The 18,105-nt window shown below is 45.0% G+C and carries 16 protein-coding genes and 1 tRNA gene; 4 read left to right on the forward strand and 13 right to left on the reverse strand.

Annotated elements, in window-relative coordinates:
• Positions 1 to 13: 13 nt before the first annotated feature.
• The 3 genes from rnr to secG all read right to left on the reverse strand — a co-directional run bounded on the left by rnr (position 14) and on the right by secG (position 3,383).
• Complete coding sequence (gene rnr, locus ACFQU8_RS02680; protein ID WP_382357623.1) at positions 14 to 2,203, reverse strand: ribonuclease R; 2,190 nt, start codon at positions 2,201 to 2,203, stop codon at positions 14 to 16.
• Between the two features lie 51 nt (positions 2,204 to 2,254).
• Positions 2,255 to 3,001 (reverse strand): alpha/beta hydrolase, encoded by a 747-nt coding sequence (locus tag ACFQU8_RS02685; protein WP_382357624.1) that lies wholly within the window; start codon positions 2,999 to 3,001, stop codon positions 2,255 to 2,257.
• Positions 3,002 to 3,149: 148 nt separating this feature from the next.
• Positions 3,150 to 3,383 carry a preprotein translocase subunit SecG gene (gene secG, locus ACFQU8_RS02690; protein WP_382357625.1) on the reverse strand — a complete coding sequence of 78 codons (234 nt, stop codon included), beginning with the start codon at positions 3,381 to 3,383 and terminating at the stop codon, positions 3,150 to 3,152.
• Between the two features lie 200 nt (positions 3,384 to 3,583).
• Here secG and ptsP point away from each other — a divergent pair, with 200 nt between their 5' ends.
• Positions 3,584 to 5,290, forward strand: a complete 1,707-nt coding sequence (gene ptsP / locus ACFQU8_RS02695; protein ID WP_382357626.1) for a phosphoenolpyruvate--protein phosphotransferase — start codon at positions 3,584 to 3,586, stop codon at positions 5,288 to 5,290.
• Between the two features lie 155 nt (positions 5,291 to 5,445).
• Here the strand turns inward: ptsP and ACFQU8_RS02700 are convergent, their stop codons facing one another.
• The 10 genes from ACFQU8_RS02700 to rpoN form a co-directional block, all read right to left on the reverse strand.
• Positions 5,446 to 6,039 carry a nitroreductase family protein gene (locus tag ACFQU8_RS02700; protein WP_382357627.1) on the reverse strand — a complete coding sequence of 198 codons (594 nt, stop codon included), beginning with the start codon at positions 6,037 to 6,039 and terminating at the stop codon, positions 5,446 to 5,448.
• A 28-nt stretch (positions 6,040 to 6,067) separates the two neighbouring features.
• On the reverse strand, positions 6,068 to 7,036 hold the full coding sequence (locus tag ACFQU8_RS02705) for a nucleoside hydrolase (protein ID WP_382357628.1): 969 nt from the start codon (positions 7,034 to 7,036) through the stop codon (positions 6,068 to 6,070).
• A gap of 155 nt (positions 7,037 to 7,191) precedes the next feature.
• Positions 7,192 to 8,607 (reverse strand): sodium/glutamate symporter, encoded by a 1,416-nt coding sequence (locus ACFQU8_RS02710; protein ID WP_382357629.1) that lies wholly within the window; start codon positions 8,605 to 8,607, stop codon positions 7,192 to 7,194.
• A gap of 183 nt (positions 8,608 to 8,790) precedes the next feature.
• Positions 8,791 to 10,077, reverse strand: coding sequence for a phosphopyruvate hydratase (gene eno / locus ACFQU8_RS02715; protein WP_382357630.1), 1,287 nt, complete (start codon positions 10,075 to 10,077; stop codon positions 8,791 to 8,793).
• A gap of 81 nt (positions 10,078 to 10,158) precedes the next feature.
• Complete coding sequence (gene tpiA / locus ACFQU8_RS02720) at positions 10,159 to 10,920, reverse strand: triose-phosphate isomerase (RefSeq protein WP_382357631.1); 762 nt, start codon at positions 10,918 to 10,920, stop codon at positions 10,159 to 10,161.
• A 15-nt stretch (positions 10,921 to 10,935) separates the two neighbouring features.
• Positions 10,936 to 12,120: a phosphoglycerate kinase gene (locus ACFQU8_RS02725; RefSeq protein ID WP_382357632.1), complete on the reverse strand. Its 1,185-nt coding sequence runs from the start codon at positions 12,118 to 12,120 to the stop codon at positions 10,936 to 10,938.
• Between the two features lie 133 nt (positions 12,121 to 12,253).
• Complete coding sequence (gene gap / locus ACFQU8_RS02730; RefSeq protein WP_382357633.1) at positions 12,254 to 13,261, reverse strand: type I glyceraldehyde-3-phosphate dehydrogenase; 1,008 nt, start codon at positions 13,259 to 13,261, stop codon at positions 12,254 to 12,256.
• A 40-nt stretch (positions 13,262 to 13,301) separates the two neighbouring features.
• Positions 13,302 to 14,336: a sugar-binding transcriptional regulator gene (locus ACFQU8_RS02735; RefSeq protein ID WP_382357634.1), complete on the reverse strand. Its 1,035-nt coding sequence runs from the start codon at positions 14,334 to 14,336 to the stop codon at positions 13,302 to 13,304.
• A 123-nt stretch (positions 14,337 to 14,459) separates the two neighbouring features.
• A complete protein-coding gene (locus ACFQU8_RS02740) occupies positions 14,460 to 14,708 on the reverse strand; it encodes a glutaredoxin family protein (protein ID WP_382357635.1) in 249 nt (82 codons plus the stop codon).
• A gap of 12 nt (positions 14,709 to 14,720) precedes the next feature.
• The gene (gene rpoN, locus ACFQU8_RS02745) at positions 14,721 to 15,992 is read right to left on the reverse strand and encodes an RNA polymerase factor sigma-54 (protein ID WP_382357636.1); all 1,272 of its coding nucleotides are present in this window, start codon (positions 15,990 to 15,992) and stop codon (positions 14,721 to 14,723) included.
• 195 nt (positions 15,993 to 16,187) lie between these two features.
• Here rpoN and ACFQU8_RS02750 point away from each other — a divergent pair, with 195 nt between their 5' ends.
• The 3 genes from ACFQU8_RS02750 to ACFQU8_RS02760 all read left to right on the forward strand — a co-directional run bounded on the left by ACFQU8_RS02750 (position 16,188) and on the right by ACFQU8_RS02760 (position 17,846).
• Positions 16,188 to 16,679 (forward strand): hypothetical protein, encoded by a 492-nt coding sequence (locus ACFQU8_RS02750; RefSeq protein WP_382357640.1) that lies wholly within the window; start codon positions 16,188 to 16,190, stop codon positions 16,677 to 16,679.
• An 18-nt stretch (positions 16,680 to 16,697) separates the two neighbouring features.
• The gene (locus ACFQU8_RS02755) at positions 16,698 to 17,606 is read left to right on the forward strand and encodes a prenyltransferase (RefSeq protein WP_382357637.1); all 909 of its coding nucleotides are present in this window, start codon (positions 16,698 to 16,700) and stop codon (positions 17,604 to 17,606) included.
• 166 nt (positions 17,607 to 17,772) lie between these two features.
• Positions 17,773 to 17,846: transfer RNA gene (locus ACFQU8_RS02760), tRNA-Arg, on the forward strand.
• Positions 17,847 to 18,105 lie beyond the last annotated feature (259 nt).

Genomic DNA, 18,105 nt, shown 5'->3' on the forward strand with positions numbered 1-18,105 from the left:
TATCCGAGCCTGTTTACTTTTTAACTTTTTTTGCCTTGATTTTTTTCCTGGGTTTCTTATCAGGCTGTTTCGTTTCGACAAGTTCAAAATCAATAACACGTTCATCCGTATCAACTTTGGCGACACGCACATCAACTTCCTCGCCGATTTTGTACATATTTCCGGTGCGCTCACCGATCATCGCATGATTGCGGTCATCATAGTGATAATAGTCATCGGTCAGATAGCTGACATGCACCAGTCCTTCAATTGTATTTTCCAGCTCAACAAATAAACCAAAACTCGTGATAGAACTGATAACCCCTGTATATTCCTCGCCAATTTTATCCTGCATAAATTCGGTCTTTTTCAGATCGTCTGTTTCCCGTTCAGCATCAACCGCCGTCCGTTCTTTTTCTGACGAATGCTTAGCAATTTCCGGCATCCGATCCTGCCAATGCGAGATGGTTTTCTGGCCCATCTGCTTATTAATCAAATAGGTTCGGATCAGCCGATGAACTGTCAAGTCCGGATAACGGCGAATTGGCGATGTGAAATGTGTGTAAAAATCGGCGGCCAGTCCAAAATGACCGATGCTTTGCGGGTCATATTTTGCCTGCTGCATTGAGCGCAGCATTAATTTGGAAATAATCATTTCCTCCGGTTTGCCTTTAACTTCCTCAATCACTTTCTGCAAAGCTGCCGGATGAATCTCATTAGCCGTTCCCTTAACCGTATAGCCAAGACCCGCTATAAAATCGAAAAAATGCTGCAGTTTGCTTTCATCCGGTTCCTCATGAATGCGGTGCAAAAACGGAACACCCATCCAATGGAAATGTTCAGCAATGGTTTCGTTCGCCGCCAGCATGAATTCCTCAATCAGCCGCTCAGCAATCGAGCGTTCGCGCAACACGACATCCTCCGGTTTGCCGGTATCATCGACAAGCACTTCAGCCTCTTTAAAATCAAAGTCAATAGCACCGCGGTTCATACGTTTTGTGCGCAGTATACCGGCCAATTTTTCCATCGCTTCAAACATCGGAACAAGCGGCTTATAGCGTTCACGCAATTCCGCATCCTGTTCAGCCAGAATACTGTTAACATCGTGATAGGTCATACGTTCACTTGACCGAATCACGCTCGGAAAGATTTCCTGGTTCACCACTTGGCCTTTCGCGTTGATCTCCATTTCGCACCCGAGTGTCAGCCTGTCCACATTCGGATTCAACGAGCAAATGCCATTTGAGAGGCGGTGCGGGATCATGGGAATCACCCGGTCAACCAGATAGACACTGGTCCCGCGTTCAAAAGCCTCCTGATCTATCGGCGAATTTTCATCAACATAATAACTTACATCAGCGATATAAACGCCTAATTTATAATGGCCGTTCGGCAATTGCTTAACCGAAACAGCATCATCCAAGTCTTTTGCATCCGCCCCGTCGATCGTAACGATCTGTTCATCTCTTAGGTCACGGCGCCCCTCTAAATCAGCAGGTTTAATATCTTCCGGGGTATGAGCCGCCTGATCAAGCACTTCGTCAGGAAAATCGACTTGGATGCCATGCTTATGGATAATTGATATGATATCGATCCCCGGATCATTTTTATGACCGAGTATGTGGATAATTTCCCCTTCAGCACTCATTTGGCCTTCCGGAAATTTCGTGATATGGACAATAACCTTATGGCCGCTCACGGCACCGCCTGTCCTATCTTTTGGAATAAAAATATCATTTGGAATACGTTTGTCATCAGCAATCACAAAACCAAACGACTGATTGTCTTCAAATGTTCCAACAATTTGATGTGTCGCTCGTTCCAGAATGCGGATAACGGTTCCTTCAGGTCTGTTGCCAGCGTCTCTGTTCCATTTTTCAATCCGAACCATAACCAAATCATTATTCATAGCAGAAGCCAGATCTGAATGATGAATATAAATATCTGAATGGGCGTCATCGTCCGGTATTAAAAACGCAAATCCTTTGGCGTGCATTTGGAGGCGGCCGCGGATAAGATTCATTTTTTCCGGAAGCCCGAAACGATTTTTACGGGTTCGAACAAGCTCACCCGCCTCTTCCAGACTATTCAGAGCCTTAACCAGCTCCTTAAAATCCACCGAACTCTGTAAATTTAAAGCTTCTTCCAGTTCATGCACAGCAAGCGGTTTATCATTGTGGTTATTAAAATAGTCACGCAAACGCTCCTGCATTGTCTCACTCATTGTCTCACCTTCTTTCTATAACGTATTATTCACGTCTTAGACATTTTATAATCATGTTTGCCAATCAAGTGTCTCTAAAAATTGATAAATATCTTCAAATAACTGTTCTTTTTCCTGGCCCATCGTGATGACATGACTGGACGCTTCATACCATTTGATGTCTTTCTGCTCAGATTTAAGATTGTTATAAATATAAGATGCACTGTCTGTGTTGATCATTTCATCCTGTCCCGCCTGTGCGACAAACGCTGGAACATCGATCAAACCGACCTGGCTGCTCACTTCTTTTACCAAGTCCGCCAGATCCGAAAACATATCACGCGAATCATCGATAAGTTCCTGTACTTCCTGTTCAATGATATCGGTATCCTTGCCTTCCAGCTCTTTAAATTGCTTGGCCTTAAAACGAAAGCCTTGTGTCAATTCTTCCTCATTATCAAAAAACATGGGTGCACACATTGAAACAATTCCTTTAACCTGTTCCGAATACGCCAGCTTTAAGCCAAGCACACCGCCGAGTGACAGCCCGGCAACGGCTATTTCATTGTATCCTAATTCCTTCAGATGATTAAAGGCATTTACAACATCTTCCCACCATTCATCCGCATTCGCTTTCACCAGTTCTTCAGGCGCTTTCCCATGACCCCTGTAAATGGGGGCATGACTCGTATAGCCTTTCTTTTCCAAAAAGCGCCCGAGCATCCGCACATCTGCAGAATGTCCGGTGAAACCATGCAATAGCAATACTGCGCGGGGGCCGGCTTCAAACGTAAATGGTTCTGGCAGTTTAATTTTCATAGCTTATGTCATCTCCTTCTGCGGTTTCGGTCTTATATAATACACCCTTAGTATCACACATTTACAATAATTAAACCCTCATCACACACTGCGATAAGGGTTTCCGGTTAAAGCTGTGTTTTATCCGAAGAAAATCAGCTTCCTTTTATCATTGAAGGATATAGCCGCTCAAAAAGGCCAGCAGGAAAAACAGAACACCGGCAACAATCGTTGTCCGGTGCAGAAAGTAATCCGCTCCCCGCGCCTTTTGTTTACCGAAAAGCTGCTCAGCTCCTCCGGATATGGCACCGGAAAGTCCTGCACTTTTGCCTGATTGCAATAAAATTAAAACGATCATAACAATAGCATCGATCAATAGCAGTATATGAACTAAAGCCTCCATCCTCAATATGCACCCCTAACATTAATACGTCAATACCTATTATTAGTCTAGCACAACTGACTGAATCATCGCAAGTTTATCTTATGTTAAATATGCCATTTAACTGCCCCGCTTTGCAAGGACGAATGGTTGATTCGCGGGTGCCTGACCGTGTAAAATACTAGCTGGACTATATTATATCGAAGGGTAGGTCACATACAATGATTGAAGGAATTGCGGCATCAAATGGCGTAGCAATAGCAAAAGCATATGAACTTGTGACGCCAGATCTGACCTATGAAAAACGGTCAATCAATGACCCCAGCGAGGAAATTAAACGGCTGGAAAATGCACTGGCTACAGCTAAAGACGAACTGGAAAAAATCCGTGAACACACCCGGCAGACAATGGGTGAGGAACACGCGGAAATTTTCTCGGCTCATTTACTCATCCTGGATGATCCCGAGATGATAACCCCGATTAAAGATAAAATCACAAATGAACAAGTCGACGCCGAAACGGCACTGGATGAGACAACCAATAGCTTTGTCGAGATATTTAAAAATATGGATAACGCATATATGCGTGAGCGGGCAGCTGATATTCAGGACGTCACCAAGCGCGTCATGGCTCATTTGCTGGAAGTAACATTCCCGGATCCCGCATTAATTGATGAGGAAGTTATTGTGATTGCCAGCGATTTAACACCATCAGATACTGCCCAGCTGAACCGAAAATTTGTCCAGGGCTTTGCTACAGACGTCGGCGGGCGTACATCTCATTCGGCGATTATGTCCCGATCACTTGAAATCCCGGCTGTCGTGGGCACAAAAGAAGTGACTGGCGCCGTTAAACAAGGAGATATCGTTATTGTTGATGGCATGGCCGGCAACGTCATTGTGAATCCGACTGATGAGGAAATAGACACCTATAAAAAGAAACAGGCGGATTTTGAACGTCAACAAGAAGAATGGGCTAAGCTAAAAAATGAAAGCACGCTGACAGCTGACAATCAACAAGTCGACCTGGCTGCCAACATCGGAACACCTGAGGAAGCTGACAATGTTCTGGAGCATGGCGGTGAAGGCGTTGGTTTATACCGCACAGAATTTTTATACATGGGTAAAAACCAATTGCCGACAGAAGAAGAACAGTATGAAGCTTATAAAGATGTGCTGGAAAAAATGGGCGATAAGCCGGTTGTTGTCCGTACACTGGATATCGGCGGCGATAAAGAATTGAGTTATTTGGATTTGCCTGAGGAAATGAATCCATTTCTAGGTTTCCGGGCCATTCGTTTCTGCCTGGAGAATCAGTCTATTTTCCGGACACAGCTCAGAGCCCTTCTGCGCGCCAGTTCTTATGGTCATTTAAGAATCATGTTTCCTATGATTGCTACATTGGAAGAATTCCGTGATGCTAAAGCGATCCTTCTTGAGGAGGAGCAAAATCTGAAAGATGAAGGCCAAACAGTGGCTGACGATATTGAAGTCGGCATTATGGTCGAAATACCATCAACAGCTGTTATCGCTAAGCAATTTGCTAAAGAAGTTGACTTTTTCAGTATCGGAACGAATGATATGATTCAATATACAATGGCTGCTGATCGCATGAACGAACGTGTCTCGTATTTATATCAGCCTTATCATCCGGCTATTTTAAATCTGCTCAGCAATGTGATTGACGCAGCCCACGCAGAAGGCAAATGGGTTGGCATGTGCGGTGAAATGGCTGGTGACGCAACGGCCATCCCAGCGCTGCTTGGTCTGGGTCTTGATGAATTCAGCATGAGCCCGACATCCATCTTGCCAGCGCGGACACAGATCCGCGGCTTGTCCAAAGAAACAATGACCTCTTATAAGGACAACCTGTTATCAATGGGGACGGCTGAAGAAGTTATCGAATTTATTAAGGATAAAACGGAATAATAGCTGAACGAAGCTGGGACAAGAATCCGAACCACTGGAATAAACGTTTCCGGAACAAACCTTCCGCGGGCAGATTGTCGTTTTGTCCCAGCTTCGTTTTTATAAGCAGGCCCATCTGCGCTTATCAGCAACAAACCTCCCTGCTGTTTTCTGCTTTATTCCTCTGTTATAAACGTCATTTTATCAGCTATGGGCGTTCTTCCCTTAAAAAGCGGTATCTTCGCAGGGTAACCTATTTGCATCACAGCCACGATTTTATCCGTCTTATAATCGAGCCCAATATCAGTATAAAATGCCTGATCATACATATACGGCGGATTCGTCCAGAGCATACCGACCCCATATTCCCAGGCGGCAAGCTGAGCATTCTGAATAAATGTACAGACACTGGCATATGCCTCGTCATACCGCGCAGGATCCGTTTCCCGCGGAAAATAAATCACCGCATGATGTGGGATTTTCAGCAAAAACCGCCTCATCGAGTCCGTCATTTTTTGTGCAGCTGGATCAGCATCAGCCGATTTCAGCATGCCGAGATGCTGATAGCTTGCAATAATCGCTTCCACCAGCTTTCTGGTGCCCTTTTTTTCATATAGTTTGATGCGCCACGGTTCTTTCATATAATGTGTGGGTGCGTAAGATCCATATGTGAAAATAGCCTGTAATATATTCCGCTGGACGTCTTCATTTTTAAAATTGGGAATGGATCTGCGCGATTGAATAGCTGTCAACGTATTGATTGGGATCACCTCGCTTGGTCTCCCTTTATTATGCCATTTATCTAAAACGTTCTCCAGTCATAATAGCCATAAACTGATGATAAAATTGCCAATAGTCAATATCCAAAGCTATTCGGTAGTGTTTTTCCTCTTTGGCTTCTTTTTCTATAACATCGACGTATGGCCTAATGTCAGCTATACTTTGCCCCCTGTCAACGCCCTGATCATTTTCGACAATTTTAACCGGCAAGTAGCGAAACGTGAACATAGTTTTATAGACAGTCGCCATGACAGTCGCCACATCATGCTGCGGTGCTCCAAGTATCCATGGATCGCGCTGTTTATAAAAATCATAGTAATAATCCAGCAGTGGTTTGATGATTTCTGCCTGACCCGCACGATCAATATCGTCAACCATTTGCGGTGTAACAATCGCCTGTCTTGTCGCATCCAACGGAACAATCGTCACATTTTCCGCTTGGTTTAAAACAAGCCTGGCAGCAATGGGATCACCATGAAAATTCGCTTCCGAAACAGCTGTAACATTCCCTGGCACCCAAAAAGCCCCGCCCATAAAATAAAACGCTTGAATTTTTTTCATTTCCTCAGGATATAAGATGAACATCGCAGCCAGCGAGGTTAGCCGCCCAATATTAACAATAATTAAATGTTCATCCTGATAACGCCTGATTAATTCCACAACATCAAAAAAGTTTTCAGTCACGGCCTCCTCTCCCGCGTGAGGCGGTTTAATCGGCCCCAGTCCATATTCCCCATGAATTTCGGAAAGTGAAGCAGGTTTTTCACCTGTCATCGGTATGTTTGCACCCAATATAACGTCAACAGATTGATCCATATTATATCGTTGCTGCATGTAACTGGCATTGGCCATTGCTTTGTCTCTTGATACATTTCCATAATTAGCAACGACTCCGACAACGTCAATCATGTCATCAAAATGGCTATAGATTAAGGCCACTGTGTCGTCTATACCAAAATCTCCAAAAACTATCATTTTCTGCGCCACAAAATCCTCCTTCATGAATTCAGCATACCTGCAATCAGGCTATTCGCTCATGATTTTGTCCTGTGCAGAATAATGATTATAAAAAAGTCCTTTCACCTCTTACCAAGAAATGAAAGGACTTTTTTACGTTAATGTTATATAAAACCTATTCAGGCTCAGCTTTTCTTTCTGCCAAAATACAGCAGTCCAACCAATAAGCCCAGCAGGCACATGATAGCGGAGATGATAAGAAATAGAATCGGGCCGAATTCAAAAATCAATGGTACCGACAGCGATGTCACGAGTCCTCCGCCAAGAAGCGGTTCAAAAATCAGCTGTTTGTAGCCAAAGCTTTCAAATGCCGGCGAATCATTTTCCGGATCAACAACACGCATCAGGAGCAGCCCTGTTGCCGTAACCCCCATGGACTGACCGAAATCACCTATAGCACGTTCAAACCAATAGGATGGAATAATACGCGGCGCTAGCACGAGCACACCGAATAGATTCCAACTAATCCCTAAAGCTGCTATCAGCAGGAATGGAATAATATGCTCACCAATCACATCAAGTGAAATCGTACCAATAGCCGTCACAACCAGTATATCCAGAGCAAATCCCTGAATGCGGGTAATCATAGGTCTGTCTAATATATTATTCTGGTCAACTTTACTGAAAACGATCTGAACGATAATGCCGCCTATCATGGCTAAAGGAAACAGCGGAATATACGTCATAAATTCTGAACCCGTCGCTGCACCCCAGGTAACACTTTCGAACCAGATCAGAAATTGCAGTATCAGATAGCCAACTAAAATGGCCAGACCAACAAGCGCAAAATGGAGCGAAAGTGGTTCGATCGATTCTGTTCTGACGGTCATGTTAGCTGCCGGGTCTCTGTTCTGAAATTCCATAATACCGCGTTTACGCAAATCCGAGAAACCTTCGACATTTTTAACCACATTTGTCTTATTCCTTCTGACAGCCCAATTAATCAGAATAATACCAAAAACAACACCGGAAAGAAGACCAACGGTTGCTAAACCAATAGACAGGTCATAGGCTTCATCAAAACCAAATTCCTCGAATGTACCGCTCATGCCAGCTGCTGTCCCATGACCGCCTTCAAAGGCTATTTCAATTAAAGCCCCGGTCATCGGCGGAAGCCCGAATACAGGCCCCAGTACAAGCACGGCCAGCAGAATACCCAGTACATACTGACCCCAGCCCATCGTCCAGCCAAAAGAAAGCTGTGCCCCGGCCAAACGCCAAATTTTCTTAAAGCCTGGTATCGTAGTGCCGAGAAACAGCGACGCAAATACAACATTAATCATAAGGCCGGGCAGATTGGACCAGACATCAATGACTTGTTCAGGTATGAGTCCGTTCGTCAAAAAAGAATCGCCGTCAACAAACATACCCAAAAACCGGCCTAATACTTGCGGACCAAATATTAATGCCAGGAATCCGCCGATAATCGAAGAAGGTAAAAATAAGTTCTGCGTCCATTTAACCTTAACGCGTACCCATTTACCAATAAGTAAAAAGACGCCAAGATATAACAGCGTAAAACCAATTTGTTCTGGTGACATTCTCAAAAACCCCTTTATGCAAATCATGCTGTGAAACAAACAAGTTTATACTATCGCACATTTCGACATTATATCATGTTTCGACATGATATGAAATCGGTTAACCATTTTAATATTTTTCTATAACAAAAAAGACTGTATAAAAAAAGAGACGGACATTATCCGCCTCTTTTGGATCAGCGATTATTTTTGTAGGTTATAAAAAGCATCCAAGCCGGCAAACTCACCCAAGCCTGACAGCTCATCTTCAATCCGCAGCAGCTGATTATATTTGGCTACACGGTCTGTCCGCGACGGAGCACCGGTTTTAATTTGTCCAGCGTTCGTGGCAACCGCGATATCAGCAATTGTAGCATCCTCCGTTTCGCCGGAGCGATGGGAAACAATCGCTGTATAACCAGCACGCTTCGCCATTTCAATTGCATCAAATGTCTCTGTAAGCGTTCCAATCTGATTGACTTTAACAAGTATGGAGTTGCCAACGCCTTGTTCAATCCCATAGGAAAGCTTGGCTGTATTCGTCACAAACAAATCATCACCGACGAGCTGAACTTTATCACCCAGGCGTTCTGTCAAACGTCTATGGCCTTCCCAGTCATCCTGGTCCAGACCGTCTTCGATTGACATAATCGGGAACTTCTCAACCAGGTCAACGAACCAGTCAATCATTTCGTCAGCTGTGCGGCTGACATCTTCACTTTTAAGATGATATTTCCCGTCCTCATAGATTTCTGAGGAAGCGACGTCCATCGCCAGTTTAACCTCGTCACCTGGTTTATAGCCGGCTGCTTCAATAGCCTCGACAATCGTACCCAGGGCTTCTTCATTTGATCCAAGATTCGGTGCAAAACCGCCTTCATCACCGACACCGGTGTTATATCCTTTGGAAGAAAGAACCTTCTTCAGGGCATGAAAGATCTCTGCCCCTGTCCGCAGTGCCTCTTTAAACGTCGGTGCTGCAACAGGCATAATCATAAATTCCTGAATATCAACGTTGTTATCAGCGTGTTCACCGCCGTTTAGTATGTTCATCATTGGGGTTGGCAAGGTTTTTGCATTAAATCCGCCGAGATAATTATACAGCGGCAATTCAAGATAACTGGATGCCGCATGGGCAACTGCGATCGAGACACCAAGGATGGCATTCGCACCTAGACTGCCTTTATTATCGGTGTCATCAAGCTCGCGCATCATCTGATCAATAATATTCTGACGCGTGACATCAACGCCAATCAACTCAGGGGCAATGACATCATTCACATTTTCAACTGCCTTCTCGACACCCTTGCCAAGGTAGCGATTTTTATCACCATCACGCAGCTCCACCGCTTCATAGACACCTGTGGAAGCGCCGCTCGGCACTAATGCAGCTCCAAACGCACCAGACTCCGTAAAGACTTCCACTTCTACTGTTGGATTGCCGCGGGAATCAAGAACCTCACGGGCATAGATATCTGTAATGTAGGGCATCGAACCACTCCTTTAGTTTTTATAGCAAACGTGTCCATCCACGTCCGCTGCTTTCATTGATAATCGGTGCTGCGAAAACTGTTACCTGTTTACGCCTGCCTCAACAAGCTGACAGAAAGATGCCGGATCCAGACTGGCACCACCAACAAGCGCGCCGTCGATATCTGACTGGCTCAAAAGCTCGTCAATATTAGCCGTTTTAACACTGCCCCCATATTGAATCACAACCTGTTCAGCAACATTTTCTGACGTCTCGTCTTTAACAATATCGCGGATGTGGGTGCAAACCTCATTGGCTTCCTGACTTGATGCAGTCTTGCCTGTTCCGATGGCCCAAATTGGCTCATAGGCAATAATGGTGGTGGCCACCTGATCGTCACTTAAACCCTGCAGTCCTGTCCTGATCTGCTGTTCAATATGTTTCGTCGTCTGATCAGCTTCACGCTGTTCAAGGGTTTCCCCGACACACACAATAGGTGTTAGGTCATGATCGAAAGCGGCATGCACTTTTTTATTGACCGTTTCATCTGTTTCCGCAAAGTGTTCACGCCGTTCCGAATGGCCGATTACAACATGTGTAATGCCAAGATCTTGCAGCATAGCCGGGCTGACTTCCCCCGTGAACGCACCACTATCTTCAAAATGCATGTTTTGAGCACCAATCTTCAGATGGCTGCCCTTCGCTTTTTCGACCAGTGCTGGCAAAAATGGAAATGGCGCGCACACTACAGCTTCTACGTCATCGGCATCCGGAAGCTGACCTGTCACACCATCAGCAAATTGTTCAGCTTCTGACAAGACTTTATTCATTTTCCAATTTCCGGCAATTACTTGATTGCGCATTGTATCACCTCTTAATCATGATTGATCGTCAAGCGCCTGAACACCAGGAAGAACTTGACCTTCCATAAATTCCAGGGATGCTCCGCCACCTGTGGATACGTGATCCATATCGCCGGCAAACCCGAATGATTCCACAGCGGCTGCTGAATCGCCGCCGCCGATAATCGTATAACCTTCAGTGTGAGCAAGGCTTTCAGCGACAGCCCGGGTACCGCCCGCAAATGGCGCATACTCAAACACGCCCATTGGGCCATTCCAAATAACCAGCTTCGATTCTTTGACTATAGCCTCATATGTTTCACGGGTTTTCGGACCGATGTCCAGTGCTTCCCAATTATCTGGAATGGCTGTGATATCAACAATCTTTGTGTCAGCAGACTCCGACAAGTCATCAGCGACAACGACATCCTGCGGCATGACAAAGCGGACATTCTTATCCTCTGCTTTTTGCATGAATTGTCTGGCAAGATCCAGCTTATCTTCTTCCAGCAATGAATTACCGATTTCGAAGCCTTGTGCTTTAACAAATGTATAAGCAAGTCCACCGCCAATAATCAGGTTATCAACTTTATCAAGCAAATTATCAATCACATTAATTTTATCTTTAACTTTGGCCCCGCCAATGATCGCTGTGAAAGGCCTCTCAGGATTGGCCAATGCTTTACCAAGCACTTCAATTTCCTTTTCCATAAGAAACCCAGCCGCAGCAGGCAACTTTTCGGCGACCCCTGTTGTGGACGCATGAGCCCTGTGAGCCGCACCAAAGGCATCGTTAACATACAAATCGGCCATATTGACAAACGCCTGTACAAGCGATGCGTCATTTTCCTCTTCGCCCGGTTCAAATCGAACGTTTTCCAGCAAAATGACATCGCCAGGACCGGCTTGACTCACAGCTTCATCCACTTCATTCCCGTAAACGTCATCCGTTTTAATCACATTTCTGCCAAGCAATTCACTCAAGCGTTCAGCAACAGGGTCAAGTCTCAGGTCATCAGAAGCCTCACCTTTTGGCCGGCCGAGATGACTGGCCAGAATAACAGTGGCGCCATGTTCTATTAGATGAGTGATCGTCGGCAATGCAGCTTTGATGCGTGTATCATCCGTCACTTCGCCGTCTTGCATAGGCACATTAAAATCCACACGGCAAAATACTTTCTTGCCTTCCACATCCAAATCATGCAGCGTTTTTTTATTCATATGATACAACCTCCTTCCACATATGTATTTGACTTGCGATTCACATGAGTCAGTTTCTCCTGTATTCGCCGTTCAACTGGTTTTCAAAGAGTTAACTGAAAAAAGGAGGAGGACGAGCCTCCTCCTTTCTCTATTATAAACCTTGTTTGCTCATATAAACAGCTAAATCAATACATCTTGCTGAATAAGCCATTTCGTTGTCATACCACGAAATAACTTTCACCATATTATTTTCCATCGTCATGGTCAACTGGGAATCAAAGTATGATGAATACGTCGTTCCTACAATGTCACTGGAAACAAGCGGTGCTTCCGTGTAACCGACGATACCTTTCAGTTCACCCTCAGAAGCTTCTTTGAAAGCTTTGTTGACTTGTTCTTCGGTGACATCCTGATCAAGTTCTGCCACAAAGTCCGTCAATGAACCGTCAGATGTTGGAACACGAACAGCCATGCCATCCAGCTTGCCATCCAGCTCAGGGATAACTTTGCCGACAACTTTCGCTGCGCCGGTGGAAGTCGGAATGGAGTTTTGCGCTGCAGCACGTGCACGACGATAGTCTTTATGCGGCAGATCAAGAATCTGCTGATCATTCGTATAGGAGTGAACCGTCGTCATCAGACCGCGCTGGATGCCGAAATTATCATTCAGCACTTTAGCAAGCGGTGCAATGCAGTTTGTCGTACATGAAGCGTTCGAGACAATATCATGTTTAGCAGGATCGTAATCCGATTCGTTAACACCCAGGACCATCGTCAGGTCTTCCTGCTTGGCTGGTGCAGAAATCAGAACTTTTTTCGCGCCTGCATCAATGTGCTTCTGAGCATCATCACGCTGCGTGAAACGGCCGGTTGATTCAATAACAATCTCGACACCGAGAGAACCCCAGCCCAAGTCAGCTGGATCTTTTTCCGAGAGCACTTTAATTTCTTTGCCGCCAACAACAATGTTGTTTCCGTTAACAGTCACTTCTTCATCCAAAGTACCATGGACGGAATCATACTGCAGCAAGTGTGCGAGCATATTAGCATCAGTCAGATCATTAATCGCAACAACGTCAACAGCATCATTTTTCAATGCCTGACGGAAAACGTTGCGTCCAATACGGCCAAATCCGTTAATACCAAGTTTTAGTGCCATGTGCAATTCCTCCTAAATTGATGCTTAAATCTAATTTATTTTAAAGAGAGGAATCCTCCCTTAAAATCGCTTCCGCTGCTGCTTCATCCGTTATTAAAAGATCACTGCCGCCCTGTTTAAAAAACGATTGGATCGCCTGCGCTTTAGACGCTCCGCCAGCTACAGCGACAACACTCTGTCTGCTGGCTGTTAAATCCTCAAGGTGAAGACCAATTGTACGCACCTTGTGAACAACTTCTCCAGCGGCATCGAAATAATAACCGAATGCTTCACTGACAGCCTTTTCCTGTTTTAATTTGCCAATGACCTCAGGTGACGTTTTACGCCGCTCGGCCATGGTGAGAGCATCACCAATCCCGTGCAGAACAACAGATGCATGCTGGATAAGCTGTAAGACATCCATGACAGCTGGTTCGTGAATCATTGTCTGATAGGACGATTCACTGAGCGGATCAGGCACATAGAGCTGTCTGTAGCTTCCTTTAGCCTGTCTGGCCATACGGGCAGCAATTTTATTTGCCTGGTTTTCCTCTTGTTCGCCGAGACCTCCCCGTGCTGGAACAAACAGACATTCAGCTGTATTTTCTGAAGGTCTCATCATTTCTGCGACCGCGGTCATGGTCGTGCCGCCTGTAACAGCTATTGTCTTTTCAGATAACATATGTTCTTCTAAGAACGTCACACATGCTTTGCCCATTTCTTCTTTTACCCATTCATGCTCATCACTATTGCCGGGAACAATTATAACGCTGTTCAGTTGTAATCTTTCCTTCAACCGGCTTTCTAAAACATTTAAACCCATTAAGTCATGCATAAACGAAGCCAGTTGCTCAATAACTAATTTCCCCTCTTTTGTCAGTTGCATACCTTTTGGAGACGCATCGATCAACCCTTGCCCGGCCAATGTATCAATCTCACCGCGGACGTGCCGCTCGGTCAGATTTGTATTAGCTGCCAGAGCCCGCCTCCCGATCGGCTGCAGAAGTTCTACATTTTCCATAAGTATGTAGCGCTGCTGCATTATTTCCAGCAAATCAGGGGATAATTTTTTGAGCGAATCAATCAGTTCACGCATCCAAGAGTTCCTCCGGTGGTCATTTTTTGTCCCAGTCATTTATAGTGTGTCCCGCGTGGGTCAAAAAAATATGAACAATTTATTTTTCCCTTTAAATATAACATATGTTTACTTTTAAATAAATCATTTTGCTTCAAATGCTGACAGCGCCCTTTCCAGTGCTTCATAACTGATTTGGCTGCCATTAAAAGCGGCGCCGTTAATGATGACGACGGGAATCTGCAGCTGATAGCGTTCCAGCCAGTCATCATTCGTTTCAATATCCCACTTTTCAACCTCAAACGAATAATCTGAACGCAATAAATTCAGTATAGAAAGCGCCTCATCACATAATGGACAGTTGTCTTTTAGATAAATCGTAATGGTTGGCATGATCCCCCTCCGTTACTTTCGTTTAGCTGATGATACCATTCCCAAATGCTTGCGGTACTTCATCACAGTCCGCCGTGCTGCTGTAATCCCAAATTCCTGCTGCAGGCGGTCTGCAATAGCCTGGTCTGACAAAGGCTGCAGCTTATCTTCCTGTTTAATTAATTCAGCAATAAGCTGTTTAATGACTGATGAAGCGGTTTGCTCTCCATTTTGCTGCTTAACGCCCGATTGCAGAAAGAATTTAAGCGGCATAACACCTCGTCTGGTCTGTATATATTTATTAGATACGGCACGGCTGACAGTCGATGGATGCATATTTAACGCCGCAGCAAGATCCTTCAATGTTAAAGGCTGCAGCATAAAATTACCATGTTCAAAATACAAACGCTGTTTTTCGACGATCTTTTCAATGATCTGCTCCACTGTATTGCCGCGGAATGCGACCGCTTGCTGCAGCCAATTGACTTGTTTATATTTTTCCTTCAGATAATCCTGTGCTGCTTTATCATCAACTTGAAGATGCTGGTAAGATTCATCAATATTAATCGTCGGGGCATGCCATTTATAAAACGATATGGTCCATTCCCCGTTTTCCTTATAAATATAAGCTTCCGGAATAATGTAAGCTGTATCCGCTGCCGCTAAAAGATGACCCGGCTTAGGATGGCACGACTGAATTTGGTTTAACAGATCGGCAGCTGTATCTTCCAGCATATTAAAACAGTCAGCGATGGCAGCTGTGTCTTCCTCTGCCACCCAGTCCAGATGATCAGACAGCAATTCTTCTAAAAGCGCTTTCTTATCTGGCAATTGCAGCTGAATGCACTCCTGGAGACTCCGCGCTCCAATCCCCGCAGGTTCAAGCTTTTGAATTAGCTTTAGTGCTTGTTTCGTCATATCAATTGTTATTTGACATGCATGAGCCCAGGCTTCCAGCGTCATATCCAGGTAACCATCTTCATTCAGCGAGTCAATTCCGAAGATAACCGCCTCGCGTAAATTATCCGGAATCTGGACGGCATACAGCTGGCTTTTCAGCTGTTCGTACATCGTCCATTCAGCCTGGTTCATGTCGCCTATTGATGTATCGTTCATATCAGCCGTTTTAAAGATGCTGATATCATCATCCACATTGACAGTTTCAATCAGCGGGTTCTCTTTAGCCAATTCCTGAATGTATTCCACAATTTCTATGCCTGTATACTGCAGCAGGTGAAGCGATTGAATCAATGATTGATTCATTTTCATCTGTAACGTCTGTTCCTGCACCAGTTTCGGCTCCATGATAAATCCCCCATGTTTTTCCCGTCATTTTCTATTTTGCCATAAAATTTGCGAAAAGGCACGCATCAGGCTGAATGGCATAAACATGTCATTTAATTGAATTGTATGCTTTAACGTGATATGAATCACACCTCAAAATGCCCCCGGGGTATATAATGAAATTAAATCAAACAAAGCAGGTGATCTGTCGTGCTAATGGATTTTCGGGAAGTCTTATTAGTACTCCATATTCTGCTTGCCATTATCTGGGCCGGAGGTGTGCTGTTTATAGGCTGGGGTGTTTTTCCTGCCTTCAGAAAAATGGCTTTTGTCCAGCAGCGAACCTTTCTGCAGGCACTCATGCAATGGTCACATAAGTTTTTAACAGCTGCAGGCGGTGGTGTCGTTATAACCGGTGTATTGCTTGGCACAGTTTTTGGACCTATCAGCCAATGGCAAGATATGATCACGACACGATATGGCCTAATCTGGATAACGGCACTCGTTATCGGTATTGTGACATTATTATGGGGGACTGTGGTTGGCTTCAGACAATCCGCAAGACTTTTTTCAAAGGTTACATTATGGAAACAGGCGGATGCCGGCAACACAAAACCTCTAACAAAAGCTTTAGCCGCCGTTGTCCTGCTGGAATCAGCAGAGGGGGTCGGTTTTGCAGCGCTGGTTGTTCTTATGGTTTTATTCTAAACGAGGAGCTGAGCTGGTATGGCACAGTCTGCTGTCGTGTATCGCCGGGAAACCTATTTCTACCGGGATTCGTGGATTCAATTATTCCGGCCGATGACGCTAACGGGAACCATTACGCCGGTTTTAACAGGAACCGGTATGGCGGCCGCTCAAGGGAAAGTTCAATTCACTGTCTTTCTGGCAATGCTTGTCGCCTCATTACTTGTGCAATCTGCTGCCAACCTGTTCAATGATTATTACGACTTTCTGCACGGACAGGACGGACAAAAATGGACTGATGATTCAGCCGAGGCGCACGGCCCGGCTCATCAAACCGTATTCTATCTAGCTTTAACACTTTTAAGCGCTGCTGCTGTGATCGGGTTGTGGCTCGCCGTCAAGAGTACATTCTGGATCATTCCTGCAGGCGTCCTGAGCATCCTATTCGGTTATCTCTATTCAGCCGGACCACGCCCATTATCCTCGATCGGCCTCGGCGAAACAGTCGCGTTCGTTTTTCTTGGCCCTGTCATCATGATATTAAGCTATGTTGTCCAGGGCTGCGGACTAGATGCTGATATCTTTTTTGCGTCGCTTCCATTTGCATTCATGATTGCGTCAATGATTTTAACGAATAATATCCGCGATATCGCCAAAGACTATGAATTCCGCAGCACGATTGCTGCCATAATCGGCTATAAACATGCCGTTCATGTGCTGACTGCTCTTTTACTGCTGGTATATTTAACAGTGACCGGACTGATTCTTAGCGGCACCATACCTTTATCAGCCATGATTGTGCTGTTCGCCCTTCCCTTTGCCATACGCTTGCGCTGGCTTCTGCGGCAGAAATCTGCGCGAGCCGCTGAGCTTAGCAGCATGAAATGGGCAGCATGGCATCACTGGGCTTTCGGCCTATTGCTGACAATTGGGGTATGGATCACTTAATACGAGTGAATCGTCAAGTCGCGCACCGGAAAGGTGGCTTTCACAGACACCCGATTCCAAACCGTCAGAAAATACCGTCTTATTATAAAATCTTTAATAGGGCTTGTTTATTTCGCAGCCACATATTATAATGTGACATGTGCTTTGAGGAAATGATCATGCATAGGCGCTCGTAGCTCAGCTGGATAGAGCACTGGTTTCCGGTACCAGGAGTCGGAGGTTCAAGTCCTCCCGGGCGCATCTTAATTAAGACAGTCATGGCAAGGGGTTTGGTATTCCGGACTCCTTGCTATTTTTATGTTCTTCTAACTTATTTCTAACATTGGCTTTTCAAGTGGTTAGATCAGGCTGTCCGATTAACGGATATTTTGGGATGTGAGGTTACAGTTTTATACGAATCAATTTCATAATTGCTCTTATTAAAAACGCAAAGACCTGCAGAATTTCTAATGTGTATTTTTTTAAAATTCCTCTAAGCAGCCTGCTGCTGCTTTAACGC

The organism is Lentibacillus kimchii (assembly GCF_042666895.1).
In the GTDB taxonomy this organism is placed as follows: Bacteria; Bacillota; Bacilli; order Bacillales; family Amphibacillaceae; genus Lentibacillus; species Lentibacillus kimchii.

What these genes read in the sequence shown, in the direction of transcription:
- ACFQU8_RS02725 (WP_382357632.1), bottom strand. Translation starts at nt 12,120, where the DNA reads ATGAATAAAAAAACGCTGCATGATTTGGATGTGGAAGGCAAGAAAGTA.
- eno (WP_382357630.1), bottom strand. Translation starts at nt 10,077, where the DNA reads ATGCCCTACATTACAGATATCTATGCCCGTGAGGTTCTTGATTCCCGC.
- ACFQU8_RS02750 (WP_382357640.1), top strand. Translation starts at nt 16,188, where the DNA reads ATGGATTTTCGGGAAGTCTTATTAGTACTCCATATTCTGCTTGCCATT.
- ACFQU8_RS02735 (WP_382357634.1), bottom strand. Translation starts at nt 14,336, where the DNA reads ATGCGTGAACTGATTGATTCGCTCAAAAAATTATCCCCTGATTTGCTG.
- ACFQU8_RS02710 (WP_382357629.1), bottom strand. Translation starts at nt 8,607, where the DNA reads ATGTCACCAGAACAAATTGGTTTTACGCTGTTATATCTTGGCGTCTTT.
- ACFQU8_RS02685 (WP_382357624.1), bottom strand. Translation starts at nt 3,001, where the DNA reads ATGAAAATTAAACTGCCAGAACCATTTACGTTTGAAGCCGGCCCCCGC.
- tpiA (WP_382357631.1), bottom strand. Translation starts at nt 10,920, where the DNA reads ATGCGCAATCAAGTAATTGCCGGAAATTGGAAAATGAATAAAGTCTTG.
- ptsP (WP_382357626.1), top strand. Translation starts at nt 3,584, where the DNA reads ATGATTGAAGGAATTGCGGCATCAAATGGCGTAGCAATAGCAAAAGCA.
- gap (WP_382357633.1), bottom strand. Translation starts at nt 13,261, where the DNA reads ATGGCACTAAAACTTGGTATTAACGGATTTGGCCGTATTGGACGCAAC.
- rnr (WP_382357623.1), bottom strand. Translation starts at nt 2,203, where the DNA reads ATGAGTGAGACAATGCAGGAGCGTTTGCGTGACTATTTTAATAACCAC.
- ACFQU8_RS02755 (WP_382357637.1), top strand. Translation starts at nt 16,698, where the DNA reads ATGGCACAGTCTGCTGTCGTGTATCGCCGGGAAACCTATTTCTACCGG.
- secG (WP_382357625.1), bottom strand. Translation starts at nt 3,383, where the DNA reads ATGGAGGCTTTAGTTCATATACTGCTATTGATCGATGCTATTGTTATG.
- rpoN (WP_382357636.1), bottom strand. Translation starts at nt 15,992, where the DNA reads ATGGAGCCGAAACTGGTGCAGGAACAGACGTTACAGATGAAAATGAAT.
- ACFQU8_RS02740 (WP_382357635.1), bottom strand. Translation starts at nt 14,708, where the DNA reads ATGCCAACCATTACGATTTATCTAAAAGACAACTGTCCATTATGTGAT.